The 14,017-nt window shown below is 72.9% G+C and carries 12 protein-coding genes; 5 read left to right on the top strand and 7 right to left on the bottom strand.

Annotated elements, in window-relative coordinates; all coding sequences use genetic code 11:
• Positions 1 to 15 precede the first annotated feature (15 nt).
• From AMK26_RS34390 to AMK26_RS34380, 3 genes are all read left to right on the top strand, one after another.
• On the top strand, positions 16 to 753 hold the full coding sequence (locus AMK26_RS34390) for a Clp protease N-terminal domain-containing protein (protein WP_073760045.1): 738 nt from the start codon (positions 16 to 18) through the stop codon (positions 751 to 753).
• Between the two features lie 488 nt (positions 754 to 1,241).
• Positions 1,242 to 4,979, top strand: coding sequence for a bifunctional glycosyltransferase/CDP-glycerol:glycerophosphate glycerophosphotransferase (locus AMK26_RS34385; RefSeq protein WP_073760043.1), 3,738 nt, complete (start codon positions 1,242 to 1,244; stop codon positions 4,977 to 4,979).
• Between the two features lie 71 nt (positions 4,980 to 5,050).
• Entirely contained in the window at positions 5,051 to 6,190 is a 1,140-nt protein-coding gene (locus tag AMK26_RS34380; protein ID WP_073760041.1) for a hypothetical protein, read from the top strand.
• Here AMK26_RS34380 and pcaDC read toward each other — a convergent pair.
• Genes pcaDC through AMK26_RS34350 form a run of 6 tightly spaced genes read right to left on the bottom strand, consistent with a single transcriptional unit; the run spans position 6,187 to position 11,398 of the window.
• Complete coding sequence (gene pcaDC, locus AMK26_RS34375; protein ID WP_073760040.1) at positions 6,187 to 7,359, bottom strand: bifunctional 3-oxoadipate enol-lactonase/4-carboxymuconolactone decarboxylase PcaDC; 1,173 nt, start codon at positions 7,357 to 7,359, stop codon at positions 6,187 to 6,189. The two genes, AMK26_RS34380 and pcaDC, sit on opposite strands and share 4 nt — an antisense overlap.
• Positions 7,356 to 8,615, bottom strand: a complete 1,260-nt coding sequence (gene pcaB / locus AMK26_RS34370) for a 3-carboxy-cis,cis-muconate cycloisomerase (protein WP_073760038.1) — start codon at positions 8,613 to 8,615, stop codon at positions 7,356 to 7,358. The genes pcaDC and pcaB overlap by 4 nt, the downstream gene beginning before the upstream one ends.
• Positions 8,612 to 9,193, bottom strand: a complete 582-nt coding sequence (gene pcaG / locus AMK26_RS34365; protein WP_073760036.1) for a protocatechuate 3,4-dioxygenase subunit alpha — start codon at positions 9,191 to 9,193, stop codon at positions 8,612 to 8,614. Before pcaG ends, pcaB begins: the two co-directional genes overlap by 4 nt.
• Complete coding sequence (gene pcaH / locus AMK26_RS34360; protein WP_073760035.1) at positions 9,190 to 9,987, bottom strand: protocatechuate 3,4-dioxygenase subunit beta; 798 nt, start codon at positions 9,985 to 9,987, stop codon at positions 9,190 to 9,192. The genes pcaG and pcaH overlap by 4 nt, the downstream gene beginning before the upstream one ends.
• A 5-nt stretch (positions 9,988 to 9,992) precedes the next feature.
• On the bottom strand, positions 9,993 to 10,643 hold the full coding sequence (locus AMK26_RS34355; RefSeq protein WP_073760033.1) for a CoA transferase subunit B: 651 nt from the start codon (positions 10,641 to 10,643) through the stop codon (positions 9,993 to 9,995).
• On the bottom strand, positions 10,643 to 11,398 hold the full coding sequence (locus AMK26_RS34350) for a CoA transferase subunit A (RefSeq protein ID WP_073760031.1): 756 nt from the start codon (positions 11,396 to 11,398) through the stop codon (positions 10,643 to 10,645). The genes AMK26_RS34355 and AMK26_RS34350 overlap by 1 nt, the downstream gene beginning before the upstream one ends.
• Positions 11,399 to 11,550: 152 nt before the next feature.
• Between AMK26_RS34350 and AMK26_RS34345 the strand changes: the two genes are divergently transcribed.
• Positions 11,551 to 12,033: a MarR family winged helix-turn-helix transcriptional regulator gene (locus tag AMK26_RS34345; protein WP_073760029.1), complete on the top strand. Its 483-nt coding sequence runs from the start codon at positions 11,551 to 11,553 to the stop codon at positions 12,031 to 12,033.
• Between the two features lie 80 nt (positions 12,034 to 12,113).
• Here AMK26_RS34345 and AMK26_RS34340 read toward each other — a convergent pair whose 3' ends face one another.
• Entirely contained in the window at positions 12,114 to 12,437 is a 324-nt protein-coding gene (locus tag AMK26_RS34340) for an L-rhamnose mutarotase (RefSeq protein ID WP_073760027.1), read from the bottom strand.
• Positions 12,438 to 12,629: 192 nt separating this feature from the next.
• Here AMK26_RS34340 and AMK26_RS34335 point away from each other — a divergent pair, with 192 nt between their 5' ends.
• On the top strand, positions 12,630 to 13,919 hold the full coding sequence (locus AMK26_RS34335) for an MFS transporter (RefSeq protein ID WP_073760025.1): 1,290 nt from the start codon (positions 12,630 to 12,632) through the stop codon (positions 13,917 to 13,919).
• The last annotated feature ends 98 nt before the right edge of the window (positions 13,920 to 14,017 follow it).

Here is a 14,017-nt window from a genome sequence, read left to right as displayed (position 1 = left end):
ACCTACGGTTGACACATGACGAATCCAGTCGGCATGACGCATCCCGTCCGCCTCGACGACCTCATCGAGGCCATCAAGAAGGCCCACACCGACGCTCTCGACCAGCTCTCCGACGCCGTGATCGCCGCCGACCACCTCGGCGAACTGGCGGACCACCTGATCGGCCACTTCGTGGACCAGGCCAGGCGCTCGGGCGCCTCCTGGACCGACATCGGCAAGAGCATGGGCGTCACCCGGCAGGCCGCCCAGAAGCGTTTCGTACCGAAGGCCGGCGAGTCGCCGGACCTGGACCCCTCCCAGGGGTTCAGCCGCTTCACCGAGCGCGCCCGCAACGTCGTGATGGCCTCGCAGAACGAGGCCCACGCGGCGCGGAACGACGAGATCCGCACCGAACACCTGGTGCTCGGCCTGCTGCACGAGCCCGAGGCGCTCGCCGCCAAGGCGATCGTCGCCCAGGGGGTGCTCCTGGACACCGTCCGGCAGGAGGCGACCGCTGCGCTCCCGCCGGAGGCGGACAGCGTGCCCGACCTCGTCCCCTTCGACGCCCGGGCGAAGAAGGTCCTGGAGCTGACGTTCCGCGAGGCCCTGCGGCTCGGCCACAACTACATCGGGACCGAGCACATCCTGCTCGCCCTCTTGGAGTTCGAGGACGGCAAGGGCCTCCTCACCGGCCTCGGCGTCGACAAGGCGGCCGCCGAAGCGCACCTGACCGCGGCGGTGGCCGCGGCCGCGCAGGCCGCCGGGGAGGCCTGAGGCCGGTCGGGCGGGCCGCCGTCAGCCGGCCGGTGAGGCCGCGAGAACGGGCCGTGAGCCGGCCGTGAGGCCGCGAGGACGGGCCGTGGTGTCGGGCCCGTGGCGCCCCTCGGGGGGCGGGCGGCCTCGGTGTCGGGCCGGTGGCGCCCCTCAGGGGGCGGGCGGCCTCGGTGTCGGGCCCGTGGCGTCCGCGGGCGACAGAGCCCCCGGTGCCTGAGCCTCCCGCACCACCCCTGGCCAGGAGCGTACGAGCGTGCGCTCCTGGCCTTCGTCGGTGTACCCGTTGCGGCCGCGACTCCCGGCCCGCGTCGGCTGCCGGACAGCAGGGCGACGCGACGCACTCCCCCGCGCATCAGGCCCAAAGGCCTGGTCGGAGCGGACCTTGGGCCCGGTTCCGGGCTGCCCGTCGGCGACAGACTCACCAAGGGCGCGAACTCGCGCGGACCGCCGGCCGCGACGCCCCGGGAGCCGGAGGACGGGAAGGGACCATGACCACACCGCGCCTGAGCATCGTCGTGCCGTTCCAGGACGTCGAACCGTACCTGGAGGAGTGCCTGAAGTCGATCGCCCTGCAGGTCTTCGAGGACTTCGAGGTCGTACTCGTCGACGACGGGTCGACGGACGGCTCGGGCGCCCTGGCGGAGGAGTTCTGCCGGCGGGACGGGCGCTTCCGCCTCATCCGGCAGGAGGCGCGGGGCCCGGGCCACGCGCGCAACACCGGAATCCGCGCCGCTCACCCGGGGGCCGAGTTCCTGGCCTTCGTCGACGGGGACGACGTCCTGCCCGACTACGCCTACGAACTGCTGATCGGCACCCTGGAGGAGAGCGGCTCCGACTTCGTCTCCGGCAACGTGCGGATGATGAACTCGCAGCGGATCTGGCAGTCGAAGCTGCACGGCGCCCCCATGCGGCGCGCGCGCCGCCGTACCCACATCTCCCGTACGCCCGAGCTGCTGTACGACCGCACCGTCTGGAACAAGGTGTTCCGCAGGTCGTTCTGGGACCGCCACCGCATCGCGTTCCCCGAGGGGGTGGTCTACGAGGACATCTGGGTCAATCTCTACGCCCACTACAGCGCCGGGGCGGTGGACGTCGTCAGCGACCACGTCTACTTCTGGCGCCGCCGTGACGGCGGCGCGGGCCCCTCCATCACCCAGCGCCTCACCGAGCTGGACAACGTCCGGGACCGCTTCTCCGCCGTCCGGTCGGTGAGCCGCTTCCTGGACGGGCACCGGACACCGGAGTACGCGGAGCACAAGCGGCGCTACGACCTGGCGTGTCTGAAGTCCGACCTCCTCCTCCACCTCGACGCCCTGCTGGACGCCGACGAGGAGGTGCACGACCACTTCCTCCGCGAGGCACGGGCGTTCCTCGACGAGGCGGCCCCCGGAGTCGTCGAGGAGTTGCCCGCCGTCGACCGTGTCAAGTGGGAACTGGTACGGGCCGGGAAGAAGCAGCAGCTGCTCGATCTGCTGGAGTTCGAGCGCGGGGGCGGCCCGCTGCCCGTGCGCCGCCGGATCCGCCGGTACCTCGACTACCCCTGCCTGGACGACCGTTCCACGGGCGTGCCCAGGAGCGCGTACCGGCTGCGTGAGGAGTTCACCATGCGCGGCTCGCTGTGCGACGCGCGCTGGGAGGACGGCGTACTGAAACTCTCCGGCCGTGCCTACGTCCGCCACCTCAACGTCCACAAGCGCCGCCACTCGGTGAAGGCGCTCGCCCTGCGCGACAGGAAGCAGGGGCGCACCATCGTGCTGCGCGCCAGGACCACCTACGACCCGGAGGCCACCGAGCACTCGGGACAGAACCGCTACTGCTACGACTGGTCCGGCTTCGAGGTGGCCATCGACCCGGCACGGCTGAAGCGCAGGGGGAGGTGGGTCGAGGGCACCTGGGACGTGGCGGTGGGCTCGCTCAGCCGCGGCCTGTTCCGCCACGGCCGGGTGAGTGCCGGGGCCGCGGGCACCGGCTCGCACCCGCCGTCCTTCGCCGTGGACAAGAACGTCCGGGTGGTGCCGCTCTTCGTGGGCGGAGCGCTGAAGATCCGGGTGGAGGTCGTGCGGTGCCGTATCACCGGTCACCGCCTGCTCGGTGGCCATCTGGAGCTGAGCGGCGTCCTGCTGGCCGACGCGACACCGGACACCGCCACGCTGCGGATCGCCGGTCTCACCGGAGTCGCCCGGTCCGAGTCCCGGGTCGACTTCGCACCCGGGGGCCAGGGGTGGTGCACCTTCCGCACCCGGGTCCCGCTCGCCGCTCTGGTCCCGCCGGCCCGCCGTCACGGCCACGACGTCCCACGCTCCTGGGTCACCGGCGGCAACGGCTGGAAGACCTCACTGCACATCCCGGGCAGGAAACGGCCCCTGTACCCCGTCATGGCCCCGGGCACCGCGGACGGTGTGTACCCGATGCCCGCCAGGCCCGGTACCACCGGCCAGGGCGGCCGGGAAGCCGTGGTGCACCGCAACGGCTCCGGGTACCTCGTGCTCTTCGAGCGGGCCGCCCTGCCGGTGGTGGACCGCTGCACCTGGTCCGACGGCGGCAGCCTCACCCTCGAAGGCTCCTATCCCGGCTACGAGGACCTCGGCCCTCGCCTGCGCGAAGAGCTGTGCCTCGTCGTACGCGCCCGTGCCGGGCGGAAGGAGGAGTGGTGCTTCCCGGTGACGTGCGTGGGCGGACGGTTCACGGCCTCGTTCACGCCGTCGCGGGTCAGCGGCATGGCCGGCACCGTGCCGCTGGCCTCCGGCCGCTGGGATCTCGCGCTGCGCGTCGCCGGCGGCGGCACCGGCACCGGCACCGGCACCGGCACCGGCCAGGAGGATCCGCCACAGGACGTGCTGCTGAAGACTCACCGCGACCTGATCGAGGCCATGCCGGAGGGCCGCACCGTGGACGGCCGCCGGTATGTGACACAGCCGCAGTTCTACGACCGGTTCACGCTCCTGGTGCGCTCGGCCATGCCTGACGAGGCCCGCGGCCCGTACCGGCAGAAGCTGCTGCGGACCCAGCACTACCCCAGGTGCCGCGCACAGCCGCTGCTCCCGGCGGTGCTGTTCGACAGCTTCCGCGGGACACAGCTGTCCGACAGCCCGAGGGCGGTCTTCGAGGAACTCGTGCGCCGCGGCACCGGCCTGGAACTGCTCTGGGTGGTCCGCGACGACCAGATCGAGGTGCCTGCACCGGCTCGGGCGGTACGCATGTGGTCACCGGAGTGGTACGAGGCGATGGCCCGCTCCCGGTACATCGTGGCCAACAACCACCTCCCCGGCTGGTTCGAGCGCCGCGAAGGGCAGGTCGTGGTACAGACCTGGCACGGCACACCGCTGAAGAGGATCGGCCACGACATGCCGTCGGTCCACTTCGCCGACCGCCGCTACCCGAAGCGGATCCGGCACGAGGTCGAGCAGTGGAGCATGCTCGTCTCCCCCAACCGCTTCAGCACCCCGATCCTGCGGCGCGCCTTCGACTTCGCGGGAGACCTCGTGGAGACCGGCTACCCCCGCAACGACCCGCTGCGAGCCCCCGACCGCGACCGGCGCGCCGAGGAGGTGCGCCGCCGCCTGGGCCTGCCCGAGGGAAAGCGGGTGGTGCTGTACGCACCGACGTGGCGGGACGACATGTACCACGGGGCCGGGCGCTACCGGTTCGACTTCCGCATCGACCTCGACGACGCCCGGGAACAGCTCGCGGAGGACCACGTCCTGCTCGTACGCCGCCACCCCAACGTCGTCGACCCGGTGCCGGGCGCCGGTGACGGCTTCGTACGGGACGTCTCGACGTACCCGGACATGGCCGATCTGATGCTGGTGACCGATGTGATGGTCACCGACTACTCGTCGCTGATGTTCGACTTCGCCAACACCGGCCGCCCCATGCTCTTCTTCACCTACGACCTGGAGCACTACCGGGACACCCTGCGCGGCTTCTACTTCGACTTCGAGGAGACCGCCCCCGGACCACTGGTCGGCACGTCGGCCGAGCTGATCCGCGCCATCCGGGACGTGGACGACGTCCAGCGCCGCTTCCAACACCGCTACCACCTCTTCCAGGAGCGCTTCTGCGACCTGGAGGACGGCGGGGCCGCCGGGCGGGTCGTCGACCGGATGCTGGAGACCGGCCGCCGGTCACCGGACGCCGGTGCGAGGCCGGTACGCCTGCCCCGGCTGCGCCGCGCTCGGCCCGGCCGGGCCGAGCGCCCGGCCACCGCGTTCGGCACCGCCGTCTGACCGGCTTTCCCCGCCCGTCCCACCGGCGCGCCTCGTCGCGCGCCGCAGCACCTGCCAGGAGACCTCCACCGATGCCCCGCACCACCGGAGCCCATCGCCGCCTGTTCACCGGCACCGACACCCTCGGCGCCGTGCCCGTCGACTACCGCTTCCACCACGCCCGCAACGGCAACCGGCGCCTGGTCGTGGTCCTCGCCAACTTCGACGCACCCGAGGACTACGGGTGGTCCAACGGCGTACTGGACAACCTGCGCGCCAACATCCTGTGGATCCGCGACCGGTTCGACGGTCACAACAGCTACTACCTGTGCAAGGGCATGGACTTCGCCATCGAGGAGTCCGTCGCCGCCGTGATCCACCGCTTCCTGGACGCCCTCGCGCTGACGCCCGCCGACTGCACCCTGCTGGGCAGCTCCAAGGGGGCCACCGCGGCCCTCTACTACACGCTGGCCCACGGGTTCGGGAACGCGGTGGCCGTCGCCCCGCAGTTCGCGATCGGCAGCTATGTCCGCGACGTCCACCCGGAGGTGGCCCGATTCATGACGCGCCAGGACGAACGCGACGGCGACGTCGCCGCCCTCGACGCGCTCCTGCCCGACCTCGTACGCCGGGGGAGCAACCGGTCCGCCGGTGTGTACCTCCTCTCCTCCGTCGCGGACCCCCAGTACCGCACCCAGGTGGAGCCGTACCTCACGCTCTTCGGCGGCTACGAGAACGTCAACGTCGTCCTGACCGACTCCCCCTTCGTCACGCGCCACACCCAGGTCGCCGGCCGCAACGTCCCGGTCATCATGGGCCTCGTCAACTGCCTCATCGACGGCATCACCCCACGCCTGGGCTTCGCCCGCAACGGCTACGAGGACCCCCAGGCCGACCGGACCGCCGTCGAGGACCTCCTGGCCGCCACCAGCACCTCCCCCGACTCCTGGGTGCCCACCCCCGTGATCTCCGCCCCTCTCACCGACCAGCACCTGCCGGCCGGGGCCGTACGCTTCGCCGGTACGGCGCGGGCCGCCTCGAAGGTCCAGCTCTGGGAGGACGGCCACTACCTGGGCACCGCCGACGTCGCCGATGACGGCCGGTGGGCGTGGACCGGCCAGAAGGCGTGGTCCCGGGGGCGCCACCTGGTGAAGGTCTTCGCGGTGAACGGTGACGGCGTGGAGTCCGAGCGCGCCCTCACGGCCTTCTCGGTGCGCGCCCGAGGCGACTAGGACCCGTCCGGAGCGTCCTTCTCCGGCACGTCCTTCTCCGGCACGTTCTCCTCCTCCAGCGCCTCCTCCTCCAGCACCCGCCGCGCCACCGCGAACGCCGAGTTGGCCGCCGGGACGCCGCAGTAGACGGCGGTCTGGAGGAGGACGGCGCCGATCTCCTCCGGAGTGAGGCCGTTACGGCGGGCGGCCCTGATGTGCATGGCCAGTTCGTCGAGGTGGCCATGGGCGACCAGGGCCGTGAGCGTGATGAGGCTGCGCTCGCGGCGGCTGAGGGTGGGGTCCGTCCAGATCTCACCCCAGGCGTAGCGGGAGATGAAGTCCTGGAAGGGGGCCGTCAACCGGGTCGTACGGGCCTGGGCACGGTCCACGTGGGCGTCGCCGAGCACCTCGCGGCGTACGGCGGTGCCCGCGGCCGCGTCCGGGCCGGGTACGCCGAAGTGGGCGCGCAGGGCGGCCAGGACGGCGGCGGGCTGCTCGGCGGGGGCGAGGTGGGAGGCGCCGGGCAGTTCGGTGAGGGCGGCGCCCGGGATGGCGTCGGCGAGCTCGCGGGCGTGGGCGGGCGGGGTCGCCGGGTCCTGGCGGCCGGCCAGCACCAGGGTGGGCACGGTGACGGACGGCAGGCCGGGCCGCAGGTCGTACGTGGCCAGCGCGTCGCAGCACGCGGCGTACGCCTCCGGGTCGGCCCGGCGCAGGTCGTCGACCAGGCGGGGGACGGTGAACCCGGGGGTGAACCAGCGGCCAGGTGCCGTCTCCGCGACGGGCGCGGTGCCGTCGCGGCGTACCAGGGCGGCCCGTTCGTGCCAGGGGCCGGGGTCGCCGAAGTGGGCGGAGGAGCACACGACGGCGAGCCGGTGCAGCCGGTCGGGGTGGTGGACGGCGAGCCACAGGCCGACGGCGCCGCCCAGCGACACGCCCGCGTAGTGGAACCGGTCCAGGTTCAGGGCGTCGGCGAGGCGCAGCACATGGGCGGCGAGGTCGGCGACGGTGGCGCCGGGTCCGATGAGGCCGGCGGCGCTCGCGCCGTGGCCCGGCAGGTCCCACCGTACGCACCGCAGCGGCAGGCCGGGCGCGACGGCGTCCCACAGGGCGGTGGAGGTGCCCAGCGACGGGCCGAGGAGGAGGGCGGGCGCGGTGGCGGGGCCCTCGATGACGTGGTGGAGCTGGTTCATCGGCGTTCCAGGGCGCGGTCGGTGAGCTCGGCCGCCGCGCCGGTGTAGTGGGTGGGGTCGGTCAGTTCGGGCGGCACGCCGAGGACGTCGGCGAGGGGCTTCCCGGTCGTACGGACCTCCTCGGCCGCCCGCGTGAGCCGGTCCTTCGGGAACCGGTCCCGGAGCCGTTCGGAGACGATCAGCCCGTCGGTGAGGTCCAGGTTCGCCCGCATCCGCGCGGGGTGGACGCGCAGGTTCCCGGTGAGGTGCACGGCGTCGTGGGCGGCGCCGCCGACGAGCCGCAGCAGGTCCCGCAGCGGCTCCCACTCGGCGTGCCAGGCGCCTGCGGGCCGCTCGTCCCCGGCGGCGACCGAGCCGTACAGGACGGCGGCGTGGGCGGGCGCGCGGCGGGCGGCGGCCGCGAGGAGCGTGGCGCGCACGGGGTTGGCCTTGTGGGGCATGGCGGAGGAGCCTCCGCCGCTGCCCTCGCTCACCTCGCCGATCTCGGTGCGGGAGAGGGTGAGCACGTCGGCGGCGACCTTCCCGAGCGCCCCGGCGGTGAAGGCGAGGGCCCCCGCCAGGTCGGCCACCGGGGTGCGGAGCGTGTGCCAGGGCAGTACGGGCTGGGCGAGGCCGAGTTCGCGGGCGTACGCGGCGACGAGCGCGGGCGCGTCGTCACATCCGTACGCGGTGAAGGCGGCCAAGGTGCCCGCCGCGCCGCCCAGTTGGGCGGGCAGCCGGTCGCGTACGGCGGTGACGCGGTCGCGGGCGTCCAGCACCAGGGCGCGCCAGCCCGCCGCCTTCAGCCCGAAGGTGGTGGGCACGGCGTGCTGGGTGAGGGTGCGGCCGGGCATGGGCGTGTCCCGGTGGGCGGCCGCGAGGGTGTGCAGCGCCCCGGCCGTGCGCTCCAGGTCGGCGAGGACCAGGGCGAGGGTGCGGGCCGCGACGAGCATGGCGGCCGTGTCGAGGATGTCCTGGCTGGTGGCGCCCCGGTGCACATACGGCCGGGCGTGCTCCGGTACGGCGGCCGTGAGGTCGGCGACCAGCGGGATCACCGGGTTGCCGCCCGAGCGCGCCCGCAGCGCCAGGTCCCGTACGCCGAACTCGCCCGCGCACGCGGCGGTGATCGCCCCGGCCGCCTCCGAAGGCGCCTGCACGCGCGCGAGGGCGGCCTCCGCGTCGAGCATCGCCCGCAGGAAGGCGGCGTCGGAGGTGCTCTCCTCGGCGGGGGTGCCGGCCCGCCCCGGCGCCAGGAACCCCGCGTCCTCGTACGTCATGCGAACTCCAGGAAGACGGTCTCCCCCTCGCCCTGCAGCCGGATGTCGAACCGGTACGTGCCGCGCGGTTCGGCGCCCGCCACCAGCGTCGCCGCGCGGCCGGGCGGGAGCGAGGCCAGCAGCGGGTCGGCGGCCCGCGCGTCGGCGGGCTCGGGCAGGTAGACGCGGGTGAACAGGTGGTGGGTGAGCCCGCGGGCGAAGACGCACAGGCTCAGGTACGGGGCGGACGCGCCGCGCCGGCCGGGGCGGAGCGTGCGTACCGCCCAGTGCCCGTCGGCGTCGGTCGGTACGCGGCCGAAGCCGGTGAAGTCGGTCCCGTTGCGGCCGAGGAACCCGCCGGTCACCGGGTCGCGGCGCATCGAGCCGCCCACGCGCGGCAGTTCGCCGTCGGGGCCGGGGCCCCAGACCTCGACCAGGGCGTCGGGGACGGGGGTGCCCTCGCCGTCGAGGACCCGGCCGTGGACGGTGACCGTGTCGGGGTGGCCGGCCGGGGCGATGTCGCCGCCGCCGGGGAAGGGCAGCGCGTACCCGTAGAAGGGGCCGACGGTGTGCGAGGGGGTGGGCTCGAGGGCGCTCATCGGCCTTCCTCCATCCAGGTGGCGGCGGGCCCGTCGAGCACGATGTCCCAGTGGTAGCCGAGGGACCATTCGGGCCGCGACAGGCTGTGGTCGTACGTCGCGACGAGCCGCTGCCGCGCGGCGTCGTCCGTGACGGACTGGAGGATCGGGTCGTACGGGAAGAGCGGGTCGCCCGGGAAGTACATCTGCGTGACGAGGCGCTGGGTGAACGCGGAGCCGAAGAGCGAGAAGTGGATGTGGGCCGGGCGCCAGGCGTTGGTGTGGTTGCGCCAGGGGTAGGCGCCGGGCTTGATGGTGGTGAAGCCGTAGCCGCCGTCGTCGCCGGTGAGGGTGCGGCCGACGCCGGTGAAGTTGGGGTCCAGCGGGGCTGGGTGCTGGTCGCGCTGGTGGGCGTACCGTCCGGAGGCGTTGGCCTGCCACAGCTCGACGAGCTGGCCTCGGACGGGCCGGCCGTGGCGGTCGAGGACGCGCCCGGTGACGGTGATGCGCTCGCCGAGGGGTTCGCCCGCGTGTTGGCGAGTGAGGTCGTTGTCGAGCTCGGTGACGTCGGTCTCGCCGAAGGCGGGCGAGGCCAGTTCGACGGCCTCCGGGTCGCGGGCGGCGGCGACGGCGACGAGCGGCTGGTGGGGGTGGCGCAGCACGCTGGAGCGGTACGGGGGGTAGTCGCGCGCCGGGTGGTCGGAGCGCTGCGCGCCCTCGGCGACGGACTTCTCGTACGCGTCGCGCTGCCGGACGATCTGGAGGTCTATGTCGGCCTGGGTGAGTGCCGTGGCGAGTGTCGAGTCGAGTGCCATGTCGGTCAGCTCCTTCCGGCCCGGCCGGCCGTGCGGACGGGGGCGGCGGTCGTCTCGCGGATCGTGTCGACGGTCACGCCGGGAGCGGTCTCGACCAGCACCAGGCCGTCGCCGGTGACGTCCAGGACGCCGAGGTCGGTGATGATCCGGTGGACGCAGGCGCGGCCGGTGAGGGGCAGGGTGCACTCCTCGACGATCTTGGGGCTGCCGTCCTTGGCGGTGTGGGTCATGGTGACGATGACGCGCCGGGCGCCGTGCACCAGGTCCATGGCGCCGCCGATGCCGGTGACGAGCTTGCCGGGGACGGCCCAGTTGGCGAGGTCGCCGGTGGCCGAGACCTGCATGGCACCGAGGACGGCGACGTCGATGTGGCCGCCGCGGATCATGCCGAAGGAGAGCGCCGAGTCGAAGTAGGAGGCGCCGGGCAGGACGGTGACGGTCTCCTTGCCCGCGTTGATGAGGTCGGGGTCGACCTCGTCCTCGTACGGGTAGGGGCCGGTGCCGAGGATGCCGTTCTCGGATTCCAGGACGACGTGGACGCCGTCGGGGAGGTGCCCGGGGATGAGGGTGGGCAGGCCGATGCCGAGGTTGACGTACTCGCCGTCGTGCAGCTCGGCGGCCGCGCGGGCGGCCATCTCGTCGCGTGTCCAGGCCATCAGGCGCGCACCGTCCTGTTCTCGATCCTCTTGTCGGCAGCCTGCTCCGGCGAGAGGGCCACGACGCGCTGGACGAAGATCCCGGGCAGGTGGACGTGGTCCGGGTCGATCTCGCCGGGCTCCACCAGCTCCTCCACCTCGGCGACGGTGATCCGTCCGGCCATGGCGGCGAGGGGGTTGAAGTTGCGGGCGGACTTGTTGAAGACGAGGTTGCCGTGGCGGTCGCCCCTGGCCGCGCGTACCAGCGCGAAGTCGGTGCGGATGCCGTGTTCCAGGACGTACGGAACGCCGTCGAACTCGCGGACCTCCTTGGGCGGGGAGGCGAGCGCCACGCCGCCGTTGCCGTCGTACCGCCAGGGCAGGCCGCCGTCGGCGACCTGGGTGCCGACGCCCGCCGGGGTGTAGAAGGCCGGGATACCGGCGCCGCCCGCGCGCAGCCGTTCCGCGAGGGTGCCCTGCGGAATCAGTTCGACCTCCAGCTCGCCGGCGAGGTACTGGCGGGCGAACTCCTTGTTGGCGCCGATGTACGAGCCGGTAACGCGGGCGATGCGCCCGGCGGCGAGCAGGACGGCGAGGCCGGAGTCCATGGCGCCGCAGTTGTTGGAGACCACGCCGATACCGCTGATCCCGGTCGCGTACACGGCCTGGATGAGCGCGTTGGGTACGCCGCTGAGGCCGAAGCCGCCGACGGCGAACGTCGCTCCGTCGTACACATCGGCCACGGCCTCGCCGGCTGTGGCCACCACCTTGTCCATCGGTCCGCTTCCTTCCCCTCCATGCGCATAATGCTCAGTGCACTGACTATCTCCGCGTGAAGGGCAGCCTGGCACCCGGATCGCCGCAGGTCAAGGTCCTCAGTGCCATGAGACACTGAGGTCACAGGAACAGACGGGGAGAGAGGACCACCGTGCCCGCGCTCGACCTCAGCAGCCATCCCGGCCATCTGGCCCGGCGCTTCCAGCAGGCGCACACCCTGCTGTGGAACACGATCGTGTCCGAGGAGGTCACCTCACCGCAGTTCGCCGTCCTCAACACCCTGGCGGGCGAGGACGGACTGGACCAGCGCACGGTCGGCGAGCGCGTCGGCCTCGACCGCTCCACCATCGCCGAGGTGGTCCGCCGGCTCGTCGACCGCGGCCTGATCGACAAGGTCCGCGACCCGCGCGACGGCCGCCGCTCGGTGCTGCACGCCACCGACGAGGGCGTACGCGTCCACAAGAAGCTGGCGCTGCGGACGGCCCGGATGAACCAGGTCTTCCTCGCCCCGCTGGAACCGGCGGAGCAGACCGTCTTCCTCGACCTGCTGCGCCGGGTCTCGGACGCCGCCGAGGGGCTGCGTCACCCGGCTCCTTCCCCGGCCCCTCCCCCGGCGGCGCCCGTCGGCGCGTGAGCCGGCCCCGCGCGAGCGCGTCAGGTGCCAGGCGTCAGCTGCCAGGCGTCAGGCGTCGGCGTCGGCGTCAGGCGTCGGCGTCAGGCGAGGTGGAAGACCTCGGTGAGGGGCCGCATCGCCTCGTCCGGGCCCCGGCCGTCGCCCAGTTCCTCGAAGAACTCCGCCATCTCCGCCTGCCAGCGGGCGTTGACGTCGGTGGCGGCCATCGCCGCCCGCGCGGCGGCGAAGTCGGGCGTCTCCAGGTAGCCCACCAGGAGGCCGTCGTCCCGGAGGAAGAGCGAGTAGTTGTGCCAGCCGGCCGCGGTGAGCGCGTCGAGCATCTCCGGCCAGACGGCCGCGTGCCGGGCACGGTACTCGGCGAGCCGGTCCGCGCGGACCTTCAGCAGGAAGCAGACGCGTTGCATGACGTGTGTCGGACCTCTCCGCCGCCGAGTCGATGAAACCTTTCAGGCGAGCTAAGACGATGCACACGTGAGACGTCAACCCCTTTGCGCATGGCCCGTGTCGCCAGGGTTCGGCGTGCGCGATCACCCTTGACCCGCATCGCTACAGACGACATCTTTGATACGTTTCAACGCCGCCCCGAAGGAGCTCCGGTGACGTCTGTGCCGAACACACGGGCCACCCTCGACAGCGCCACCGAGGGTGGCACGGTCACCCGCCGGCAGTGGCGGTGGACCGCCCTCGCGGGCATGGCCTCGTACCTCGACGCCGGGTCGATCGTCGCGCTCGGCTCGGGCCTGGCGCTGTTCCAGGACCACCTGGGGCTGACGGACAGCAGTATCGGCGCGCTCGCCGCCATCGGCCCCAACGCGATCGGCGCGGCCATCGGCGCGTTCATCGGCGGCCGGCTCGGCGACCGGCTCGGGCGCAAGCGGATCTACCAGTACGACCTGCTCGTCTACGCGGGCGCCATCCTGCTCATCGCCCTCGCCGTCGACCCGGTGATGCTCTTCGCGGGCACTTTCCTGGTCGGCGTCGCGGTCGGCGCCGACGTACCGACGTCGCTGGCGCTGGTCGGGGAGTTGTCGCCCGCCAGGGCGCGCGGCAAGCTGCTCGGGCTGACGCAGGTGACGTGGAACCTCGGCCCGGTGATCGTGCTGCTGCTGGCCTGGGCCTTGGCGCCGCTCGGCCTGCTCGGTATACGCATCGTCTTCCTCCACCTGTTCGTCGTCGCGCTCGTCACCTACGCGCTGCGCCGTGGCATGACCGAGTCGGCGGTGTGGCGCAGCGCCGCCCGTTCCGGCGCGGCGGCCCGCGTCAAGGTCACCGACCTGCTGCGGGGCGCCCATCTGCGGGCCCTGCTGTGGACCACCGGCATCTACCTGACCTGGAACCTGGCCGCCGGCACCAACGGCATCTTCACGCCCTACATGGTCAGGACCCTGGGGGCGGGCGGCCAGGCCACCAGCGTGGCGCTGTCGTGCGGCAGCTTCGCCCTCGCCATCCTCGGCACGGTCGCGATCTACATGCGGTTCGCCGACCGCGGCCACCGCTACCGCAAGGCCATGTGGGTCACCGGCTCGGTGATGCAGGTGACGGCGTACGGGCTGTTCCTGGTGCTGCCGTTCACCATCCCCACGATCGTCTTCAACGTGCTGCTCTTCGGCATCGGACAGACCATGGCGGGCGAGGGCTTCTACAAGACGGTCAGCCAGGAGCTGTTCCCGACGATGCTGCGGGGCACCGCTCAGGGCATCTCCTTCGGGGTGGCGCGGATCGTGCTGGGCGTGTGGTCGTTCTTCGTGCCCGCCCTCGCGTCCACCGGCATCGCCCCGGTGGCCGGTTTCCTCACCGTATGCCTGCTGGCCTGTGGCGTGCTCGGGTACTTCATGCCGGACACGACAGGCAAGTCCCTGGAGCAGATCCAGACCGAGCGCCGCTGATTCCCCGGTCACCACGCGGCCGCGCGGGTCCGGCCGGGGCCGCCGCACGCGGCCATATGCTCGTCCGGAGCCGAACCCGCACCCCACCCGAAGCAAGG

Origin of the sequence: Streptomyces sp. CB03234, assembly GCF_001905885.1 — a bacterium.
Taxonomy (GTDB): domain Bacteria; phylum Actinomycetota; class Actinomycetes; order Streptomycetales; family Streptomycetaceae; genus Streptomyces.
This window is presented reverse-complemented; position numbering and strand designations above follow the sequence as displayed.